The organism is Atopostipes suicloacalis DSM 15692, assembly GCF_900129085.1.
GTDB classification, from domain to species: Bacteria; Bacillota; Bacilli; order Lactobacillales; family Carnobacteriaceae_A; genus Atopostipes; species Atopostipes suicloacalis.
This window is the reverse complement of record NZ_FQUF01000015.1, coordinates 40,199-60,924: the sequence shown is the minus strand read 5'-3', so window position 1 is coordinate 60,924 and position 20,726 is coordinate 40,199. Positions and strand designations below refer to the sequence as shown.

23 protein-coding genes are annotated in these 20,726 nt (G+C 33.7%); 21 read left to right on the top strand and 2 right to left on the bottom strand.

All coding sequences use genetic code 11. The features are described from left to right. The 5 genes from BUB96_RS05900 to BUB96_RS05880 all read left to right on the top strand — a co-directional run. Window positions 1–317 (top strand): IS30 family transposase (locus tag BUB96_RS05900; RefSeq protein WP_143274286.1); only part of this gene is annotated, 317 nt, incomplete at its 5' end. Between the two features lie 48 nt (window positions 318–365). Beyond that, window positions 366–812, top strand: a complete 447-nt coding sequence (locus tag BUB96_RS05895; protein WP_073297754.1) for a GNAT family N-acetyltransferase — start codon at window positions 366–368, stop codon at window positions 810–812. A 60-nt stretch (window positions 813–872) separates the two neighbouring features. Then, window positions 873–1,370, top strand: coding sequence for an NUDIX hydrolase (locus tag BUB96_RS05890; RefSeq protein WP_073297752.1), 498 nt, complete (start codon window positions 873–875; stop codon window positions 1,368–1,370). Between the two features lie 31 nt (window positions 1,371–1,401). Beyond that, a complete protein-coding gene (locus BUB96_RS05885) occupies window positions 1,402–1,947 on the top strand; it encodes a GNAT family N-acetyltransferase (RefSeq protein ID WP_073297750.1) in 546 nt (181 codons plus the stop codon). A gap of 29 nt (window positions 1,948–1,976) precedes the next feature. Beyond that, window positions 1,977–2,171, top strand: a complete 195-nt coding sequence (locus BUB96_RS05880) for a hypothetical protein (protein WP_073297747.1) — start codon at window positions 1,977–1,979, stop codon at window positions 2,169–2,171. A gap of 898 nt (window positions 2,172–3,069) precedes the next feature. On the opposite strand, the gene BUB96_RS05875 is transcribed toward BUB96_RS05880, so the two are convergent. After that, window positions 3,070–3,477, bottom strand: a complete 408-nt coding sequence (locus BUB96_RS05875; RefSeq protein WP_073297745.1) for a ribonuclease HI family protein — start codon at window positions 3,475–3,477, stop codon at window positions 3,070–3,072. Window positions 3,478–3,514: 37 nt separating this feature from the next. Between BUB96_RS05875 and BUB96_RS05870 the strand changes: the two genes are divergently transcribed. After that, window positions 3,515–3,964: an EbsA family protein gene (locus BUB96_RS05870; RefSeq protein ID WP_073297744.1), complete on the top strand. Its 450-nt coding sequence runs from the start codon at window positions 3,515–3,517 to the stop codon at window positions 3,962–3,964. Between the two features lie 99 nt (window positions 3,965–4,063). Here BUB96_RS05870 and BUB96_RS05865 read toward each other — a convergent pair whose 3' ends face one another. Further along, window positions 4,064–4,312 (bottom strand): cold-shock protein, encoded by a 249-nt coding sequence (locus BUB96_RS05865; RefSeq protein ID WP_073297742.1) that lies wholly within the window; start codon window positions 4,310–4,312, stop codon window positions 4,064–4,066. A 222-nt stretch (window positions 4,313–4,534) separates the two neighbouring features. On the opposite strand from BUB96_RS05865, the gene BUB96_RS05860 reads away from it, so the two are divergent. The 15 genes from BUB96_RS05860 (at window position 4,535) to topA (ending at window position 20,637) form a co-directional block, all read left to right on the top strand. After that, window positions 4,535–6,424, top strand: coding sequence for an ABC-F family ATP-binding cassette domain-containing protein (locus tag BUB96_RS05860; protein ID WP_073297739.1), 1,890 nt, complete (start codon window positions 4,535–4,537; stop codon window positions 6,422–6,424). A gap of 20 nt (window positions 6,425–6,444) precedes the next feature. Then, complete coding sequence (locus BUB96_RS05855; protein ID WP_073297737.1) at window positions 6,445–7,389, top strand: thymidylate synthase; 945 nt, start codon at window positions 6,445–6,447, stop codon at window positions 7,387–7,389. A gap of 39 nt (window positions 7,390–7,428) precedes the next feature. Next, window positions 7,429–7,992, top strand: coding sequence for a dihydrofolate reductase (locus tag BUB96_RS05850; RefSeq protein ID WP_234945808.1), 564 nt, complete (start codon window positions 7,429–7,431; stop codon window positions 7,990–7,992). Between the two features lie 19 nt (window positions 7,993–8,011). Continuing rightward, a complete protein-coding gene (locus BUB96_RS05845; protein ID WP_073297735.1) occupies window positions 8,012–8,686 on the top strand; it encodes a YpmS family protein in 675 nt (224 codons plus the stop codon). A gap of 37 nt (window positions 8,687–8,723) precedes the next feature. Continuing rightward, window positions 8,724–9,233: a peptide-methionine (S)-S-oxide reductase MsrA gene (msrA, locus tag BUB96_RS05840; RefSeq protein ID WP_073297733.1), complete on the top strand. Its 510-nt coding sequence runs from the start codon at window positions 8,724–8,726 to the stop codon at window positions 9,231–9,233. A 32-nt stretch (window positions 9,234–9,265) separates the two neighbouring features. After that, window positions 9,266–9,493: a YozE family protein gene (locus tag BUB96_RS05835; protein ID WP_073297731.1), complete on the top strand. Its 228-nt coding sequence runs from the start codon at window positions 9,266–9,268 to the stop codon at window positions 9,491–9,493. 72 nt (window positions 9,494–9,565) lie between these two features. Next, a complete protein-coding gene (deoD, locus tag BUB96_RS05830) occupies window positions 9,566–10,276 on the top strand; it encodes a purine-nucleoside phosphorylase (protein WP_073297729.1) in 711 nt (236 codons plus the stop codon). Window positions 10,277–10,311: 35 nt separating this feature from the next. Continuing rightward, window positions 10,312–11,799: a S41 family peptidase gene (locus BUB96_RS05825; RefSeq protein WP_073297727.1), complete on the top strand. Its 1,488-nt coding sequence runs from the start codon at window positions 10,312–10,314 to the stop codon at window positions 11,797–11,799. Window positions 11,800–12,072: 273 nt separating this feature from the next. Then, window positions 12,073–13,260 (top strand): hypothetical protein, encoded by a 1,188-nt coding sequence (locus tag BUB96_RS05820; protein WP_084136902.1) that lies wholly within the window; start codon window positions 12,073–12,075, stop codon window positions 13,258–13,260. Between the two features lie 34 nt (window positions 13,261–13,294). Continuing rightward, window positions 13,295–14,908 (top strand): gamma-glutamyltransferase family protein, encoded by a 1,614-nt coding sequence (locus BUB96_RS05815; RefSeq protein ID WP_073297725.1) that lies wholly within the window; start codon window positions 13,295–13,297, stop codon window positions 14,906–14,908. Between the two features lie 218 nt (window positions 14,909–15,126). Then, window positions 15,127–15,744 carry a signal peptidase I gene (lepB, locus tag BUB96_RS05810; protein WP_084136900.1) on the top strand — a complete coding sequence of 206 codons (618 nt, stop codon included), beginning with the start codon at window positions 15,127–15,129 and terminating at the stop codon, window positions 15,742–15,744. Window positions 15,745–15,821: 77 nt separating this feature from the next. Further along, window positions 15,822–16,694: a ribosome biogenesis GTPase YlqF gene (gene ylqF / locus BUB96_RS05805; protein WP_073297721.1), complete on the top strand. Its 873-nt coding sequence runs from the start codon at window positions 15,822–15,824 to the stop codon at window positions 16,692–16,694. Further along, on the top strand, window positions 16,675–17,436 hold the full coding sequence (locus tag BUB96_RS05800; protein ID WP_073297719.1) for a ribonuclease HII: 762 nt from the start codon (window positions 16,675–16,677) through the stop codon (window positions 17,434–17,436). The genes ylqF and BUB96_RS05800 overlap by 20 nt, the downstream gene beginning before the upstream one ends. 82 nt (window positions 17,437–17,518) lie before the next feature. Next, window positions 17,519–18,436 carry a DNA-processing protein DprA gene (dprA, locus tag BUB96_RS05795; protein ID WP_143274285.1) on the top strand — a complete coding sequence of 306 codons (918 nt, stop codon included), beginning with the start codon at window positions 17,519–17,521 and terminating at the stop codon, window positions 18,434–18,436. Window positions 18,437–18,570: 134 nt separating this feature from the next. Then, entirely contained in the window at window positions 18,571–20,637 is a 2,067-nt protein-coding gene (topA, locus tag BUB96_RS05790) for a type I DNA topoisomerase (protein ID WP_073297717.1), read from the top strand. Window positions 20,638–20,726 lie beyond the last annotated feature (89 nt).

The following is a 20,726-nucleotide window of genomic DNA, read 5'->3' as shown; positions in this document are numbered from 1 at the left end:
TTCCTAGAAATATTTTTAAGTCGATTACCTTTGACTGTGGCAAGGAATTTTCCAATTGGAAAAATCTGAGTAATCAACAGGACATTTCTATTTTCTTTGCAGATCCCGGTTGTCCATCTCAACGTGGTTTAAATGAACACTCAAATGGTCTCTTACGTAAAGATGGCTTACCCAAACAAATGGACTTCAATGAAGTTAGTCAAGAATTTATCACTTCTGTCTCAACCCGAAGGAATAAAATTCCTAGAAAATCTTTAAACTATAAGACTCCATTGGAGGTCTTTCTTGATAATGTATCAGGGTTAGATTATTTCTAGCTTAATTTGACAAATGGAATTATTATAAAAGAACGAAGGTTAGAGCTATTGAATAATATTTATTTTAAACCAGTTGATGAATCAAACGAACACCTCGTACGTAAAATAACTTTGAAATCAGATCAAAGAAATTTTATTGAAACAGTGGATGAATGTCTGGCAGAAGCAAAAGAATATGAACAGTGGCAACCAGTTGCCATTTATCATAATGAAGATGTAGTCGGATTTGCAATGTATGGTTCTTTTGGACCGAATCGGTATACTTGGATTGATCGAATTATGATTGACGAAAAATATCAAGGGCAGGGCTTTGGTAAAGAGGCAATGAAAGGTTTGATTAAAAAGGTCTCAGAAGAATATAAAGTCGATGTGCTTTATTTAAGTATTATTGAGGAAAACAAAGTGGCTGAGCGTTTATATAAGCAGATAGGTTTCAAATATACAAATAAAAACGATCCAAATGGCGAATTAATATTTGAATATAAAGTTCATTAAATTTTGTAAAAATGACAATAAATATTTTATACTTATAAAATTATGAGAGGAAACTTTATTATGGCAATATCTGATTATTATAAAAATCTTCGTAGTCAAGTAGGAAATGACTTAATTTTTATGCCAAGTGTAGCTGCAATTATTAAAAATAATAAAAATGAGATACTATTTCAATATCCTGGTAAAGGAGAAAAATGGAGTTTACCCGCTGGAGCAATTGAACTAGGTGAAACACCTGCCCAAGCTGTTGTTCGTGAGGTGTGGGAGGAGACTGGTTTAAGAGTAAAACCTAAAAAACTACTAGGTGTGTTTGGTGGTGAAAATTTTCGATATACATATCCAAATGGTGATCAAGTCGAATACAATATACATGTTTTCGACTGTCTATATATTGATGGTGAATTAAGCCCAATTGATGGAGAATCTGAAAAACTTCTTTTTATAAAAAAAGAAAACAAACCGGAGCTTGCACTGCCATACCCAGAATATATTTTTGAAGATATTTCATCCGAGAGAACTTATTTTCAATGGGATGAACAATGGCTTGCTAATTTATGATCACTATTTTCATTGGAAAAGAGGAAACATTTTGTTTACATATAAAATAGATAAAGATATACACTTACGATTGTTTAATGAAAATGATGCTGAAGAATTTTATCAATTGATTATAGGCTTTAAAACATATCTTAAAGAATGGTTAGGTTGGCTCGATAACATAAGAACAGTTGAAGATACAGCCGCTAATATAAAAAATCAATTAAATGAAATACCTAAAAATAAAGGTTATCCCTTATCTTTTGCCATTATCTATAAGGATAAAATTGCCGGGACGATTGGTTTCAATTCGATAAACAATAAAACAAAAACTGGAGTAGTTGGATACTGGCTTGGAAAAGATTACCAAGGGAAAGGAATCATGACCAAGTCCTTTAAAGAGTTATTAGAATATGGTTTTACAGTACTTTTATTAAACCGTATAGAAGTAAGAATAGCGACTAAAAATATAAAAAGCAGAGCCCTTCCAGAACATTTTGGATTTGAAAAAGAAGGTGTAATTAGACAAGCTGAATGGTTATATGACCATTATGTTGATCATGTGATTTACGGTTTATTGGCTACAGAGTGGGGATAGTGTTTATCCATTGGAGAGGAGAGATTAATTTGAGTAAGAAGAAACGGAAGAAAAATAAGGCAGAAAGTATGACTGAAGAAGAGATATTTGAATTTTACTCCATCGTTGGATACACACCTAGTGGGATGCCATATGGAATTACAATGGAAGAAGCAGAAGAGCAAGGATTGCTTGAAGAAGAGAAAAAATATTTAAAGGCATTTGAAGAAGATTATCCTTTTTGAATTTTTAAACACTAAAACCAATAATCATTTTGTGTTCCTCCAATAAACAAGGTAAAATTATAATATTGAGAACGCTTTAGGAGGTTAAGATGTATTCAACCATATTAGTAGATGATGAACGTACTTTGCGTGAGTTATTTGAGCATTTAATTGACTAGCAAGGGAATGTATTTCAATTAATAGGTACAGCACAAAATGGGTTAGACGCCTTAGAATTAATGGAAAAAGGTAATATACCAGACGTAATAATTACAGATATAAAAATGCGGTGATGGATGGTATTGAATTGGCTAAAAAACTGCGTGAAGAATATCCCACTATAAAAATAGTTTTTTATCGATTTATGATGAATTTCAATATGCAGTAGAAGGAATTAAATTAAATGTTATTTCTTATTAATTAAAGCCAATTACTAAAAACGAAATTGAAGAATATTTAAGCGAATTAAAAGCAAAGCTTACCGCAATTCATTTACAGCGTTAGATTATATAAAAGCAGACGACGAAGAAAACATCGTCTTTATCGGGGATACAGAAAAAACTGCCTTCTTTTTAGGAGACAGCTTTTTTTGTAAAAAATCTGTATATATTTGAAATGTTTGCTGTGTTTTAATTGAGTGAACCAACTATATATATTATACTATGCATAAGTATATATATATTTGTTGCTATAAATTTAATATTTTTAATTTTAATTTATGTTATTAACGGATAAAAATTGTTAATAAATAAGAAATGTCCTTATGACAAATTACTCCCAATTTATCATAAGGGCATTTTTTTATCGTTTAGATTACTTTGTATTAATTTATTCGCTTATTTCTTTCGATTCCCTTATAATATTCATAATTATTTCTAATTTAAGTGATAGGATTCAATAGAACTGAAAGAGAGCAGAGCTAAGAAGATTTTAATGTTTTCTGTAAGGCTTGACGGGCCAAGTTATCGGCTCCTTTGTTTTCACTTTCTGGAATCCATTCTATCGATATAAATGGAAACTCAGCCATTAATTCTAGAATTTTTGATAAATATTGTTGAGCAACAGAATTTTTTACATATTTCTTTTCAATTGATTGGGCAACAATTTTACTGTCGGTATAACAAAAAGTCATTTCATCCGTATAATGATTTTCAATTAACCAAGACAGACCAAGAGAAACGGCCTTAAATTCAGCATGATGGTTATTCCATTTACCATTCAAGGGATGAGTCAGTTGTTTTTGTCCGCTACTAGTGACTATTAAAATTCCTATACCAGCTGGTCCGGGATTTCCAGCGACTGCAGCGTCTGTAAATAATCGTATCATAAAACCACCTATAATATTTTTTAGAAAGAATGAGTCAATGAATAATAAAAATAAAGAATCATTAAAATTAAATGTTCGTTTTGAATTAGCATATGAAGTGATAAGTTATTCTATTCTTGTTATTTTAATAGGCCTTGCCTATATTTTTGCGTCCAACTTATTAGCTTTTAATTGGTATACGGTAATTTTTGGAGTATTAGCTATTTATATATATATTTTAAAAAATAAGAGTTACTTATTGATCGAGCAAGATGTCTTATCTCTTTATTATTATAACTTTTTTAAAAAGAAAACGATAGATATGAAAACAATTGATGAATTTACTTTTTATGAATCGAGCCGAAAAGTAGAAATCCGATCCAATAATAGAACGATACTAATTCTCTATTTAAAAGATAAAAATAAGAAAAAACTATTGGATTGGTTAGTTCAACATTATCCAAGTATTCCATGTTTGTTTTTTAATGAAAATGAAACAATCGGCTAGAGATTCTCTAACCGATTGTTTTTTATAAAGCCCCAAAAAATATGCTTCTATATTTTTGCTCGTCTCTCAATTTATATAATTGAAAAAATACCTTACCTTCTATTCTTGGTTTTCCTCGGTAGTTGTTTGTTTACTATCTTCTTCTGATAAAACAGTAACATCTGTCGCTTGCAAACCACGTGCACCTTCCACTGCTTTAAATTTTACTTCTTGTCCAGCTTTCAGCGTACGGTAGCCTTCCATTTCTATTCCAGTAAAGTGAACGAAAATTTCTTCTGTTTCATCATATTCGATAAAGCCATATCCTTTTACATTACTGAACCATTTAACTATGCCTGTATGTGTCATAGTAATCCCCCAAATCCAATCCGTATGTGATATGAATTACACTTTAAGTATAAAGGAAATACCTGAATCAAGTCAATTTTGTTCTTCTAAGGGCCTAACAAGCACCATTAAGTCACCTCACATTATAGAGTATTAGAATTCATTTAAAACATACTAAGAATATGTTAAAATAGTAAGGATATTTAGAGAATAATATAGAAATATTAAGAAGGGAAGATATTTTTGAAGGAAATAAAAATAGAAAATCTATCCCATTCAATTGGAGCAAAAGAATTATTTAATCAAATCAATTTTTCAATCATCAATGAGCAAAAAGTTGGATTGATTGGCCGAAATGGAAATGGAAAGTCTACTTTTTTAAAGGTACTTGCTGGTAAATTAGATCCCGAAAAAGGAAAAATTTTAAAACCTGGAGATTATCAGATTGGATACTTGAGTCAGGAGCCGGATTTAAATCCTACTCAAACCGTGTTAGAAACCGCTTTTGAAGGAAATACACCTATTATGAATGCTGTTCGTAGTTATGAGCAGTTACTTCTTGAATTAACCGAAGAACCAAATGATAAAAAAATTCAAACTCAATTTACAAAAGCACAACAGCAGATGGATACCAATGATGCATGGAATGCTGATTCATCCGCTAAACGGATTTTGTCTATCTTAGGTATTAAAGATATGGAACAAAATATTGGCTCCATGTCAGGAGGACAACAAAAAAGGGTAGCCCTTGCCCAAGTTCTGATTCAAACCCCTGATTTATTAATTTTAGATGAACCTACCAACCATCTGGATTTTGAAATGATTACTTGGTTAGAAAATTATCTAATGAATTATAAAGGTGCTTTAATAGTGGTGACTCATGATCGTTACTTTCTAGATCGAATCGTAGACAAAATTGTTGAATTAGAAAATGGCCATTTACAAGAATATTCAGGAAATTATCAAAGTTATGTATCAGAAAAAGCCGAACTAGAAGAACAACTAGCGTCTTCAGAGCAGAAGGCAAAGCAGCTTTTTAAACAAGAGCTTGCTTGGATGCGCGAAGGGGTTAGGGCACGAGGAACAAAACAAAAAGCCCGAATTGAACGTTTTGAAAAATTAAAAGGTCAAGTAAGCCAATCGGGTCAAAATTTTAACTTGAATATTGATCTGGCTTCTTCACGATTAGGAAAACAAGTGTTTGAATTATATGATGCTTCGTATTCCATTAACCATCAAGTTATTTTAAAGGACTTTGATTATATTATTCAAACACATGATCGAATCGGCATTACTGGTGCAAATGGTTCTGGTAAATCAACTTTCCTTAATCTTTTATCCGGAAAAATAAAACTAGATACTGGAGAACTTGTAGTAGGAGATACTGTACGGATTGGTTACTTCCAACAAGATAATATCAATGTTCCAGAGGATAAACGGGTCATTAATTACTTACAAGAAATTGCAGATGAGGTAGCAAAAAAGGATGGATCACATGCGAATGTTTCACAGCTCTTAGAACAATTTATGTTTCCAAGACCTCAACATGGTGCGTATATCCGATCTTTATCTGGTGGAGAAAAGCGCAGACTTTATCTTATACGTATATTAATGGAACGTCCAAATGTTTTATTATTAGATGAACCAACCAATAATTTGGATATTGACACATTAAATGTTTTAGAAGAATATATAGAAAATTTCCCAGGAGCCGTTATTGTTGTATCTCATGACCGTTACTTTTTAGATAAAATTACGGATAAACTACTTGTTTTTGAGGGTCAAGGTTTCGTTAATGAATTTTTTGGGACTTCTGATGAATATTTTGAAAGTATCGAAAAAGAAAAAGCAAAACAAAAGACAAAAAAGAAAAGAGACTATAAAGGTACTCAAGAAAGCCACCAAGAAAAAACAAAAACTAAATTAAGCTATTTGGAAGAAAAAGAGTGGGCAACAATTGAAGAAGATATTATGGATTTGGAAATAAAAATCGAAGCGCTGGACGAAGAAATTAATAATGCTGGTAGTGACTATGAAAAAATTGAGAAGTTCTATCAAGAAAAAACATCCTTGCAAGAAAAATTAAATGAAAAATATCAGCGTTGGGAATATTTAAGTGAATTTGTTGATTAAAATTATGGAGGTAGAGATCTGTGAGACAATATTTAGAGTTAGCTCAACAAATATTAGATGAAGGTGTGACAAAAGAAGATCGTACAGGAGTTGGAACAAAATCAATTTTTGGACATCAAATGCGTTTTGATTTAAATGAAGGTTTTCCTTTATTAACTACAAAGAGGGTCGCTTTTGGATTAATTAAATCTGAATTATTGTGGTTTTTAAAAGGAGATACAAATATTCAATATTTACTTAAACATAACAATCATATTTGGGACGAATGGGCCTTTGAACGTTATGTGAAAAGTGAAGATTATCAAGGTCCAGATATGACAGATTTTGGCTTACGTGCACAAAATGATGAAGCTTTTAATCAAGTCTATCAGGAAGAAATGCAGAAATTTACAGAACAAGTGTTAAAAGATGATTCTTTTGCAAAACAGTACGGTAGTTTAGGAAATGTCTATGGCGCGCAATGGCGTTCTTGGCCTACAGGAGACGGAGGAACAATTGATCAAATCCAAAAGGTGATTGATTCAATTAAAAATAATCCGGATTCTAGAAGACATATTGTTTCGGCATGGAATCCAGATGAAATAGAAGATATGGCTTTGCCTCCTTGTCACACCTTATTTCAATTTTATGTAGCGGATGGAAAACTGAGCTGTCAATTGTATCAACGTAGTGCGGATGTATTTTTAGGGGTTCCTTTTAATATTGCTAGTTACGCATTATTAACTCATCTAGTTGCCTATGAAACAGGGCTAGAAGTAGGAGAATTTGTACACACACTAGGAGATGCTCATTTATATTTAAATCATCTTGACCAAATAAAGCAACAACTTTCAAGAGATACAAGGCCTCTCCCTCAGTTGGAATTAAATCAAGATAAAAAGAGTATTTTTGAGTTTGATGTGGAAGATATTAAAGTAACCAATTATAATCCTCATAAAGGAATTAAAGCACCAATTGCTGTCTGAAACAGCTAAATAAAAGAAAATAAAGGAGTTTAGATATAAATGGGTGATAAGATAGAAGATCAATGTTGTCAAGATCTCACGACCCCTTATATGACTTTTGTATGGGCAGAAGATGAGAATGGTTTAATTGGAAATGCCGGTGATCTTCCTTGGAATTTACCAGCAGATATGAAGTTTTTTAAAGAAACGACCATAGACGGTGTAGTAGTTATGGGGAGAAAAACATATGAAAGTATCCCGAAACGTCCATTAAAAGATAGAATAAATATCGTATTAACCAGCCAATTAGATTATGAAGCTGACGGAGCTATTGTATGCCATAGTAAAGAAGATGTGTTAGATTATATCCAAGAAAAACAGTTAAACAAACCGATCCATATTATTGGAGGAGTCTCCATTTTTAATTTGTTTAAAGATGAAGTGAATATTCTTTACCGAACAATTATTGAAGAATCATTTGTAGGAGATACTTATATGCCAGAGATGGACTACAAGTATTTTCGAGTTATTGATGTGACGGAAGGGATAGTGGATGAAAAAAACATTTACCCACATCGCTTTTTCGTATATGAACGGAAAAAACTAATGAATTTATTCAATTAAAACTACTGGAGATGATTTTATGGACGAGCAAAGAAGAACTAAAAATAAAGAGAAAAATTCTTCAGTCAATTGGTGGAAATGGGCTTTTTTAGGGCTTATACTTGTGCTTATATTGTTTTTTGTTCAATTAATGGGTTCCTTTCAGTCGGTATTAATCAATAAGCCAAATGATACAGAAGTCGCATATACCGATCAAGAAATGGTTTTTACAACTTCAACCAATCGCGAAGATACAGAACAATTTATAAACACTTTCCTCACTACAGCTTTAGATGAAGAAGATAATCATTTTTATGTAGAGCTAAAAGATCAGTTACTCGTTCATGGTCAATTAGAAGTCTTTCAGTTAAATGTACCTTTTACGCTAGCTTTTGATCCTTATGTCCTTGAGAATGGAAATGTTCAGTTACGAGCAGATTCTGTAGAACTTGGTACTTTTTCTTTACCTGTAGGAGCAACAATGAGTTTGTTTGCGAATCAATTAAAAGTTCCTGATTTTATCGCTATTGATAGTGAAAAAGAAATGATTGTGATTAATCTAAATGAATTGGAGACAGAACAAAATATTGGGATCCAAATGGTACGAATTGACTTGCCAGAGGATGAAATACAAATGAATCTATATCTTCATGAAGAAATGATTATTGATAATTTTAAGAATATAAACCTTAATTCTTCAAAAGAATCGAATTAGAATTTTTATAGCTAGTGGAGTAGAAAGGATACTTTGAATGGAAAAGGCATTATTTGCTGGAGGCTGTTTTTGGTGTATGGTTCAACCGTTTGATACATTATCCGGGATTCAATCCGTTGTATCGGGGTATGCGGGTGGTCATATTGAAAATCCTACGTATGAGCAAGTTAAAAGCCAAAAATCAGGACATACAGAAGTGGTTCAAATCACTTTTGATCCAAGTATTATAACGTTTGATGAATTAGTAACGATTTATTGGCAGGTAACGGATCCAACAGATGCTTTTGGGCAATTTATGGACCGTGGAGCTAGTTATCGGCCAGTCATTTATTATTATTCAAATCAGCAAAAAGAAGTGGCTAAACAATCAAAAAGAACTCTTGAAGAAAGTGGAAAATATCAAGGCCCTATCGTTGTTACTATAGAAAAGGCGCCGACATTTTATAAAGCAGAAAATGAACATCAGGATTTTTATAAGAAAAATCCAAAACAATATCTAAAAGAACATAAAGAACGTGCGTCTTGGATGAAAAACAATGAAAAATGAAATTTTTATTTAGAAGATGTAGGTGGGGAAAAATGGAGATTAGTTTTTATCAATACTTAATGACTGAAAGAGATCCTTATAAAAAAGATGATATTATATTATTTGCAAATGAAGCATTTAATGATCGTATTTTTCCAAAACAATCAGAAGATTATGATGAAGTGAGTCGTCATTTAGAAATGAATGGGGATTATTTACCTTCTTTAACCATTTTTGATGAAGCTTGGGAAATTTATCAAACAAGATATCAGGAGAAATAATATTTTAAGCGTGACATGTTTTAAATATTTGTTATCATGGGAATGAATAATTAAATAAAGGGGAATGCATGAATGAGTACACATATTGGAGCAAAAAAGGGAGATATTGCAAAAATTGTTTTGTTACCAGGAGATCCATTACGAGCAAAGTACATTGCAGAAACATTTTTAGAGGAGGTCAAACAGTACAATACCGTTCGAAATGCATTTGGTTTTACAGGTACATATAAAGGGGTTCCTGTCTCCGTACAAGGGACCGGAATGGGCGTTCCATCAATTAGTATTTATGTCGAAGAGCTAATTAGAGATTTTGATTGTGAAATACTCATTCGAGTTGGCTCAGCAGGTGCTATTCAAGAAGATGTCCATGTTCGTGATATAGTTTTAGGACAGGGAGCAACAACAGATTCAGGGATAAACCGTCAAACCTTTAATCAACAAGTTGATTTTGCTCCTATTGCTGATTTTAACTTACTTAAGACGGCCTATGAAAAAGCATTAGATAAAAAGTATGAAGTAAAAGTAGGGAATGTTTTAACTTCGGATCGTTTTTATAATGATGAATTAGATAAGGAAAAACTTGCAGATTATGGTGTGCTAGCGGTTGAAATGGAAGCTGCTGCACTATATACTATTGCAGCTAAGCATAAAAGAAAAGCGTTAGCTATTTTAACAATTAGTGACCATATTTTAACAGGTGAAGAAACCACAGCACAAGAACGTGAAAGAACGTTTGATGAGATGATGATTGTTGCTTTAGAAACAGCAGTAGAGCACATTTAATAAAATTAATATAATATAGTGAGGAAGATATTGAGATGGGCAAACAAGGCAAGAACAATAAAGACTTTAATATAAGTAAAATGACTTATATTATCACGCTAATATTTGCACTACTTATTGGTGCAGGAGGCGCATTTATTGGAGGAAATTATTTCTCTAATCATGCAAATGAATCGGAAGAGAACTTAAACGAATTAGATTCTGAATCTGACGCATATACTCAGTATCTTTTTGGTGATTCTGATGAATTATCATCAATCAATAAAATGTTAGCCATCTTACAAACAAGTTATTATGAAGAATTAGATTCCGAAGCTCTTATCGAAGGCGCTTTAGAAGGAATGGCTAAAGCAACTGGTGATCCGTACACAGAATATTTTAATGAACAAGAGACAACAAGCTTCGAAGAAGATGTTTCGGGTTCTTTTCAAGGAATTGGTGCTGAAGTAATGAAAGATGGTGAATTTGTTCGAATCATCTCACCCATTGCGAATTCTCCTGCTGAAGAAGCTGGATTACAGCCTAATGATTTCATTGTTGAAGTAGAGGGAGAATCAGTAGCCGATCTGACAATTAATGAAGCGGTCGATTTGATCCGAGGGCCAGAAGACTCAGAAGTCGAACTCCTTATTCAAAGAGGCGACAATCAATTTACCCTGTCCGTCACTCGGGCAACAATTCCTGTAGAAACAGTCTTTCATGAAATAGATGAAGAGGATCCTACGATTGGTTATGTGAATATTGTGAACTTTAACATGCCAACCTATGAAGAAACCGTAGAGGCCATTCAAGATTTAGAAGATCAAGGCGTTTCAAAAATTATTTTTGATGTCCGTGGAAATCCAGGAGGCTTGCTCACTACCGCTATGGAAATTTCGAATATTTTTGTTCCAAATGGTGAACCAATAACCATGACACAAAATAGGGAAGATGATGAACCCGTTGTTTTAGAGGCTTCTGAAGATTTTGGAGACTTTAAATATGAGGGCGAAGCTATTTTACTTGTTGATGAAGGAAGTGCAAGTGCTTCAGAAATTCTTGCCGGTGCGATGAGATCTGTCGACATTCCAATTTATGGAACAACGACTTTTGGAAAAGGAACGGTACAAAGTGTCGTCGACTTAGGTGATGTAGATGAGTTGAAATTTACAAGTGGGAAATGGCTGACAGCAGATGGCGATTGGATTAATGAAAAAGGGATAGAACCAGATGTTGTAGTAGAACGTCCTGAGTATGCACAACTATTTGTAATAAGTCCCAACGATACATTTAAGTTGGGCCAAGCATCTTCAGAAGTTTCAAACTTAAAGAGTGTACTGCTAGCATTAGATTATAAAGTTTCAGATACAAATGTGTTTGATGATTCTGTAGTAGAAGCCATCCGTTCTTTCCAAGAAAAACATGAATTGGACGTAGATGGGACGATCACGAATGACACAGCTAGAGCTATAACAGATGCCTTAAGAGAAAAAATTGATGAAAATGATACGCAATATGAAGAAGCAGCCAAAGCGCTGAAATAATTAAACGTTTAAAAAAGCTAGCAAAGTATCTTTTAGAGATATTTTGCTAGCTTTTTATATGGATATATCAAAACAATTAATAATATATTAAGATGCTCATAGCTTCGTCTCTTGGGCATCTTTTTAAGTAAAATTTATCTATTATTTAATGAAAACACTTACAAAATAAATAAGCTTAAAAACTTTATAAATCTTGTTGCCATTGAATTAAAAAATGTTATAATACCAGGTATCATTAAAATTTTGTTAGTTTTTAGAGAGAGGAGAATTAGATTGGCAGAAATTTTTTCAAGCAATTATTTTTATTTTTTTATCGTTATGTTGGTATATGGGGTGGGTGATCTTTTAGGCGTCCTTACGAAGGCAAAAATTTCTTCAGTTTTTGTGGTCATGGTTACTTTTTTGGTACTATTTATGACTGGGATTTTTCCAGCTGATATCATCGACAGAGCGGGATTAACTTCTGTGGCGAGTATGGCTGCTGCATTGTTAATTTTTCATATGGGCACAACGATTAATTTAAAACAACTCATTAATGAATGGCGTACAGTGGTTACTGCGATCTTATCCATGCTTGTAGTAGCTTTGGTCTTATTTTTATTGGTTCCAATCATTGGTTATGAAAATGCTATTGTAGCTATTCCAGTATTAAATGGAGGAATTATTTCTACACAAATTATGAGTGAAGCAGCATCAAACGCAGGATTAGCAGTTCCGGCAGCCCTTGCTGCTATTTTATATGCAGTAAAAAAGTTTGCAGGTTCTTATCCAGCTTCCATGCTTGGCGTAAGAGAAGCGAATACGATTTTAGAAAAGTACCGTGCAAATCCTGACGATCCAATGTTTAAAAATATTGGGAATGAAACAACAGAAAATAAACAAGGGTTTGCAAATCGAAATGAAAAATACTTTACAGATTTTGTTTGTATTATGGTCACTGTTTTCTTTGGTTGGGTATCAGTTGCGTTAGGAACATTGATCCCTCAAGTAAATATGTCAATATGGGCTTTAATATTAGGTGCTGTATTAGGGTATTTCAATTTAGTTCCTGCTCGTATTTTGGATAAAGGGAAATCTACCGGAATCATTTCTGTGTTGACTTATGCGGTAATTATTCCATCTCTAGCGAATATTAACTTAGAACAGTTAGCAAATTTAGCTTTTCAAGTCATTGTAATCTTAGCGGTAACTATTATTGCCTTGATTGTCTTTTTTGCAGTACTTCCAGGTTATAAAATTATTGGTTCAAAACCTTTAGCTGCAGGAGTAAGCTTAACACAATATCTTGGTTTTCCAGCAACTTTTTTAATTTCTAATGAAGTGGCAAAGGCTGTGACGGATGATCCAAAAGAACAAGAAATTGTATTAAATCGAATTATGCCAAGTTATGTGGTTGGTGGCATGACGACAGTTACTGTCTTTTCAATTATTATTGCTGGTATTTTTGTAAACTTTATTTAATTATAAAACTAGTAAAGAAAGGAAATTTAAAAATATGAAATTTGACCCCTATATGTACCGTTATCCCTCCCGTCGAAATTTAGTCTATGGAAAAAATGGAATGGTTGCTTCAGGAAGCCCATTAGCTTCACAAGCCGGCTTAGATATTTTGAAAAAGGGAGGAAATGCCATTGATGCTGCTGTTGCGACGGCTGCGGCTTTAACCGTTGTCGAACCTTCAGGAAATGGAATTGGTGGAGATAATTTTGCAATTATCTGGTATGAGGGAGAAATTTATGGATTGAATTCAAGTGGATTTGCTCCAGAAAAAATCTCTCGTGAAGCCTTGCTTGAAAAAGGAGACCTTATTTCTTTATTTGGTTTAGATTCACTAACCGTTCCTGGAGCACCAGGAGGATGGGCGGCTTTATCTGAACGATTTGGAAATTTACCTTTAAGTGAAACTATGGAACCCGCTGCAGTTTTAGCGGAAGATGGTTTTCCGGTTGCAGCAAATGTAGCGGCTTTATGGAAGAGATATTATAATATTTATGAAGCGCAGTTAGAGCGATATCCCGTTTTAAAGACTTGGTTTGATACATATTGTCCCAATGGTCGTCCACTGGATGCTGGAGAAGTATTCAAATCACCAGCACATGCGAAAACACTCCGTGCTATAGGTGAAACAAATGCAGAAACTTTTTATAAAGGGGAAATTGCAGATGCGATTGATGCATTCTCTCGGGAAAATGATGGCTATTTACGAAAAGAAGATTTAGAAAAGTTTGAGCCAGAATGGGTTACTCCTTTATCTACAAATTATAAAGGATACGATGTTTGGGAATTACCACCCAATGGTATTGGAATTATTGTATTGATGGCTTTAAATAACCTTGAACAAATGGACCTTCAAGGAAAAGATGACGTAGAGACTTATCATGCACAAATTGAGGCATTGAAATTAGCTTTTGAAGATGGTGATGCCTATATTGGTGACCCATCCGATAAAGAGATTGAGGTTGATATAGAAACTCTTTTATCAAAAGAATGGGCGAAAAAGCGCACAGCACAAGTTACCGATCAAGCGTTAGAGCCTAAGCCAGGTGAACTTCCAGCGAGTGGAACAGTCTATTTCAGCGTAGCAGATAAAGAGGGAAATATGGTGTCCTTTATTCAAAGTTGTTACACAGGATTTGGTTCTGGTTCTGTTGTTCCTGGATATGGGATTAGCTTACACAATCGAGGAAATCAGTTTTCTCTTGAAGAAGGTCATCCAAACGAAATCAAACCAGGTAAACGTCCTTATCATACGATTATTCCCGGCTTTATCACAAAAGATGAAGAAGCAGTTGGACCATTTGGAGTGATGGGAGGACCTTTACAACCACAAGCACATATGCAAGTGGTTAGTAGTATGGTTGATTTTCATTTGAATCCTCAAGAAGCACTAGATGCTCCACGTTGGCAATGGACAAGCGGAAAAACAGTTCAAGTTGAACCTTCCTTTCCTTTCTATATTGCAGAATCACTAAAACGCCGAGGTCATGATATTCAGCTTTTAAATGAGACAATTATGATTGGTCGAGGCCAAATTATTCTAAAACAAGCAGATGGTGTATATGTAGGAGCGACTGAAGGTCGAACAGACGGCTATATTTCTGTTTGGTAGAATTTAATTTTATATAATAGAGAGGAGTCTTTTTTGAGTTAAATCAAGAACGACTCCTTTTTTAAATTGTAAATAATTTCCAGTTTTTTATATTGCGACCGTTAGTTATTAGATAGAAGAAAGTTTTTAAGAATGTTATTTTCAAGGAAATGTGTTATTATGGTAGTTGTAGGAAATGAACGTTCATATTTTATTCCACAGATATGGGAGCGGATGTAATGGGAAATCATCAATCAGATTTACCTCCACGTAGTGAGAGACATGGGGCGAAAAAAAATAATCAACAAAATAATTCATTATTAAAGGATATCGTTTCGACGCTATTATATATTGCTTTTTTATTCGGTATATTCTTTATTATTAACCGTTATTTTTATACGCCAGTGTTAGTAGATGGAGATTCTATGGAACCAACATTGCATAACGGTGATTATTTATTTTTGAATGTCTATTCAGATATTGATAACTTTGATATCGTTGTATTTCCACCGCCAGATGAAGAGGATGAAGATACACGTTACATTAAACGTGTGATTGGAGTTCCTGGGGATACAATAGAATACCATAGTGATATTCTCTATATAAATGGAGAAGAAGTAGAAGAAAACTTTCTAGATTATTCGGTTGAAGGAAAAGATTATTATTCATCTGGAAACTTCTCGTTACAATCTTTATTAGGCATTGAAGAAGTTCCTGAAGGGAAATACTTTGTTTTAGGTGATAACCGATTAAATTCTAGAGACAGTCGAAGTTTTGGTTTAGTTGATGAAGAGGTAATTCTTGGAAAAGTAGCCTTCAGATATTGGCCATTTGAAGATATAGGTTTTGTTGAGTAAATTATAAATTAAAATTTAAAACCGTGTTGGCATATTATAGCTGACACGGTAATTTTTTGACTAAGAGGGTGGTAATAATGACAAATATTCAATGGTATCCTGGACATATGGCAAAAGCTAAAAGAGAATTAACAGAGAAATTGCCGCTAGTTGATGTCGTGTTTGAGCTAGTAGACGCACGTGTCCCTGTTTCTTCAAGAAATCCAGATGTGGTCCAATTAATTCAAAATAAACCTCAAGTTCTTATTTTAATGAAATCCGATTTAGCGGATCCTAAAGTAACGAATCAGTGGTTAAATTATTATAAACAACAGAATATAAAAGCTGTACCTTTTAATGGTAAATCTAATCAAGGGATTGACAAAATCATTGAAGCTGCACGCAGTGTGTTAGAAGAAAATGCATTAAAAAGAGAAGAGAAAGGCTTAAAAGAACGAGCGATTCGTGCAGTGACTGTTGGGATCCCAAATGTTGGAAAATCAACGTTAATTAACCGATTTGCAGGTAAAAATATAACAACGACTGGAAATCGACCAGGAGTAACTAAAGCTCAACAATGGATTAAATATAAAAATCAACTAGAACTATTAGATATGCCTGGGATTTTATGGCCCAAATTTGAGGAGCCTTTAATCGGTCAAAAACTCGCTTTAACAGGAGCTATCAAAGAAACGCTTTATTATAAAGATGATATTGCGATTTTCGGGATTAATTATCTAACGAAAAATTATCCAGGAGTTTTGGCTAAAAGATATAATTTTGATTTGATGCTTGAAGAAGAATTATCTGCACCGGATCTTTTACTCCTTATCACAGAAAAACGCGGTTACTTCGACGATTACGATCGTGGGGCAGATATGCTGTTAAATGAACTTCGAGATGGAAAATTAGGCAGACTCTCATTTGAGACCTTAGAGGATATGAATATTAATGAAAATGACAATAAATGAAATCAAAGAAAGATTACAATATGTCACTGATTATGAAGATGAATTTCTATTAGCTTGTCAGGCGGATGAACGTAAAGGTGTTCAGCTAGCCGTCAAACAATGGCAAAAAAGACAAGTAGCAAAACAAAAACTTTATGATCGATACCAGAGAATGAATCAATTAGAAGAAAATTATGCGACTACTTATTCACTTATCGCTGGAATTGATGAAGTCGGACGAGGACCTCTTGCCGGACCTGTTGTTGCAGCAGCGGTAATTTTAGATCAAGACAAACAAATTTTGGGCTTGAATGATTCAAAAAAATTATCCTTAGCTAAGCGAGTTGAACTTTTTACAAAAATAAAAAAAGAAGCAGTCGCTGTAGGGATAGGTGTTGTTTCTGCAGAGGAAATTGACAAGTATAATATTTTAGGTGCTACAAAAATAGCGATGAAGAAAGCAGTTTCCAACTTAAACAAACAACCTGAACTTTTGTTAGTGGATGCGGTCCAACTTCAGACGCCAATTCCACAAGAAACAATCATTAAAGGCGACTTAAAAAGCAATAGTATAGCCGCAGCCAGTATTATTGCAAAAGTTACCCGAGATGAGATGATGGTTGAATACGGTAGAGAATTTCCTGGATATGGTTTTGCAAATAACGCAGGATATGGTACGAAAGAACACTTAGAAGCAATGAAACGCTTGGGGATTACTCCTATTCATCGTCGTTCTTTTTCACCAGTTAAAAAATATATTTAAAAAAGTTAAAATAAAAAAAGAAAATCGACTTTTTTTGCTAATTATATATATAGTAGATAATTTCAAAGAAAGAGTGATTTTCATGCAAAAATTTATAACTGTAAAAGAGTGGCTCTTTGCTTTAGGTATTTATCCCTCTTTACAAGCGATTGAAAAATTTAGTTTGTTTTTTGAGATGGTAGAGTCTTCAGCAAAAACAAAACATCCTGAAGAAAATTTACCACCTTCACTATTTAAATCCGGAAAAATTAAGAAGCTTTCACAAAAAAAGAAAGCTTCTTTTACGTCTTTTTTAGAGACATTGGATCTATCTAAAGAAATGAAAAAATATGAAGAACAAGGCATCCGATGGGTTACTATTTTGTCAGAGAATTATCCTTTTACTTTAAAACAAATTTTTTCACCACCTGTGGTCTTATTCTTTAAAGGGAATTATGAGTTGATTGAAAAACACACTTGGCTAGGAGTTGTTGGGGCTCGTTCTTGTACGAATTATGGCTTAGAGGCTACTGAGCATATTTTAGACTCACTTATTTTAAAAACGGATAAAGAAATAGGTGTGATAAGTGGACTAGCAAAAGGGATTGATACAAAAGCTCATCAAGTAACTCTAAACGCAGCTGGAAGCACAATTGGTGTCATTGGGACTGGTTTAGATCGATACTATCCTTTTGAAAACCGGATGCTTCAAAGAAAAATGATAGAAGAACATCTTGTCGTGAGTGAATATCCGATAGGCTCTAAGCCATTAAAGTTTCACTTTCCTGAAAGGAATCGTATAATAGCTGGGCTGAGCCGCGGAATATTAGTTATTGAAGCGAAAAAAAGAAGTGGCAGTTTAATTACTGCCTATAATGCTTTAGATGAAAGTCGGGATGTTTTTGCTGTTCCAGGATCTATCTTTGATCAAACAACAGAAGGTTGTCATCGCCTTATTCAATTAGGTGGTATTCTAACTAAAAATAGCGATGATATTTTGAAAGAATGGATGTATATATAGTAGAAACTTTTTCAAAATAAAAATAAAGTAGTTGACAAGTCTTATTCATATGTCCTATGATATGTAACGATTTTATAAAAATGAATAAATAATATTAAACGAATAAAAAGATTTATGTAGAAAGGAGTTTTTATTTGGCTTATAAATATCTAGTTATTGTGGAATCACCAGCTAAAGGGAAAACCATTGAACGTTATTTAGGAAAAAATTATAAGGTTATTGCTAGTAAAGGCCATGTTCGTGATTTGCCTAAAAGTCGGATGGGAATTGATTTCGAAAATAATTACGAGCCAGATTATATCACGATTCGAGGGAAAGGGCCGGTCGTTAAAGATTTAAAAAAATATGCAAAAAAAGCAGAAAAAATATATTTAGCCGCTGACCCGGATCGTGAGGGTGAGGCGATTGCATGGCACATTAGTCATGCTCTAAAGTTAGATAATGAAGATAAAAATCGAGTAATATTTAACGAGATTACTAAAGATGCGGTTAAAGATGCCTTTAAGAGTCCGCGCGCTATTGATAAAGATTTAGTGGATGCCCAACAAGCTCGACGCGTTCTTGATCGAGTGGTTGGATATGAAATTAGTCCAATTCTTTGGAAAAAAGTAAAAAGTGGCTTAAGTGCAGGCCGAGTACAATCCGTCGCCTTAAAAATAATTATTGATCGCGAAAAAGAAATTCGCAGTTTTAAACCAAAAGAATATTGGTCAATAAATGGTGAGTTTAAAAAAGAGAAAAAATCTTTTGAAGCATCATTTTACGGTATAAATTCTAAGAAAAAAGATTTACCCAAGCAAGAACAAGTATCTGAAGTTATGGATAAAATCGATAAGGATCGTCCTTGGACGGTAGCTGAAATTAAACGAAGTAAAAGACGTCGAAACCCTCAAAAACCTTTTACAACCAGTACGCTTCAACAAGATGGAGCCAATCGATTGAATTTCCGAACAAATAAAACAATGCAAGTTGCTCAACAATTGTATGAAGGGGTTTCAATTCAAAGAAATCAAACAGTTGGTTTAATTACGTATATGCGTACAGATTCAACTCGTATTTCGGATACAGCTCGAAATGAAGCGGTAAGTTTTATTGAAGAAAATTATGGAAAAGAATACGTAGGAACAAGTAAAAAAACTGCCAATAGTAGTAATGCTCAAGATGCACATGAGGCGATACGTCCGACAAGTATAAGTCGTACTCCAGAGTCTATTAAGAAATATTTATCTAAAGATCAATATAGATTATATCAGTTGATCTGGAATCGATTTATTGCAAGTCAAATGAAGCCAGCCGTATACAATACAATGCGTGTTGACTTGATACAAAATGGTGTGACTTTTCGCGCAAATGGCTCTCAGTTGGCATTTGCTGGTTTTACAAAAGTTTATAAAGATCGTGCAGCTGAAAAAGATAATATTTTACCTGATTTAAACGAAGGTGAAGATGTTGATTTAGTTAAGCTTGACCCTAAACAACATTTCACACAACCTCCTGCTCGTTTTTCTGAAGCTACCTTGGTTAAAACGCTAGAAGAAATAGGTGTAGGACGTCCGTCAACCTATGCACCGACATTAAACACTCTTCGACGCCGTTATTATGTAACGATGAAAAGCAAAAGGTTTGAACCTACAGAACTAGGGGAAATTGTCAATGATTTAATTGTTGAATATTTCCCACAAATTGTCGATGTTACATTCACGGCAGATATGGAAGAACGTTTAGATGAAATAGAAGATGGCAAACAGGACTGGATTGAATTGATAGATAACTTCTATAAACCTTTTCATAAAGAAATTGAGAAAGCAGAAGAGGAAATGGAAGAAATCGAAATTAAAGATGAGCCTGCTGGTTTTGATTGTGATGTCTGTGGGCACCCAATGGTTATTAAAATGGGACGTTACGGGAAATTTTATGCATGTTCAAATTTCCCAGAATGTAGAAATACCAAACCAATATTGAAAAAAATTGGGGTAACTTGTCCAACTTGTAAAAAAGGTGAAATTGTAGAACGTAAAACAAAACGTAATCGTCTGTTCTATGGATGTGAACGATATCCAGACTGTGACTTCTCTTCATGGGATAAACCAATTGGAAGAGACTGTCCAAAATGTGACGAATACCTAGTAGAAAAACGTACACGTAAACAAGTCCAAGTAGTTTGCTCAAATTGTGATTATGAGGAAGAACCACAAAAATAATTAAAATGGCTGAATAAAAATTCTTTATTTAAAAGATAAATAATAGAATGATTTATTCAGCTTTTTTTATCTGTGATAAGAGAGAGAAG

Excerpts from the sequence above, each read along its gene's own strand:
- BUB96_RS05870 (WP_073297744.1), top strand. The coding sequence starts at position 3,515 with ATGAATAATAAAAATAAAGAATCATTAAAATTAAATGTTCGTTTTGAA.
- dprA (WP_143274285.1), top strand. The coding sequence starts at position 17,519 with ATGCAAAAATTTATAACTGTAAAAGAGTGGCTCTTTGCTTTAGGTATT.
- BUB96_RS05845 (WP_073297735.1), top strand. The coding sequence starts at position 8,012 with ATGGACGAGCAAAGAAGAACTAAAAATAAAGAGAAAAATTCTTCAGTC.
- BUB96_RS05815 (WP_073297725.1), top strand. The coding sequence starts at position 13,295 with ATGAAATTTGACCCCTATATGTACCGTTATCCCTCCCGTCGAAATTTA.
- BUB96_RS05825 (WP_073297727.1), top strand. The coding sequence starts at position 10,312 with ATGGGCAAACAAGGCAAGAACAATAAAGACTTTAATATAAGTAAAATG.
- BUB96_RS05835 (WP_073297731.1), top strand. The coding sequence starts at position 9,266 with ATGGAGATTAGTTTTTATCAATACTTAATGACTGAAAGAGATCCTTAT.
- deoD (WP_073297729.1), top strand. The coding sequence starts at position 9,566 with ATGAGTACACATATTGGAGCAAAAAAGGGAGATATTGCAAAAATTGTT.
- BUB96_RS05875 (WP_073297745.1), bottom strand. The coding sequence starts at position 3,477 with ATGATACGATTATTTACAGACGCTGCAGTCGCTGGAAATCCCGGACCA.
- ylqF (WP_073297721.1), top strand. The coding sequence starts at position 15,822 with ATGACAAATATTCAATGGTATCCTGGACATATGGCAAAAGCTAAAAGA.
- lepB (WP_084136900.1), top strand. The coding sequence starts at position 15,127 with ATGGGAAATCATCAATCAGATTTACCTCCACGTAGTGAGAGACATGGG.
- BUB96_RS05800 (WP_073297719.1), top strand. The coding sequence starts at position 16,675 with ATGAAAATGACAATAAATGAAATCAAAGAAAGATTACAATATGTCACT.
- BUB96_RS05850 (WP_234945808.1), top strand. The coding sequence starts at position 7,429 with ATGGGTGATAAGATAGAAGATCAATGTTGTCAAGATCTCACGACCCCT.
- BUB96_RS05890 (WP_073297752.1), top strand. The coding sequence starts at position 873 with ATGGCAATATCTGATTATTATAAAAATCTTCGTAGTCAAGTAGGAAAT.
- BUB96_RS05865 (WP_073297742.1), bottom strand. The coding sequence starts at position 4,312 with ATGACACATACAGGCATAGTTAAATGGTTCAGTAATGTAAAAGGATAT.
- msrA (WP_073297733.1), top strand. The coding sequence starts at position 8,724 with ATGGAAAAGGCATTATTTGCTGGAGGCTGTTTTTGGTGTATGGTTCAA.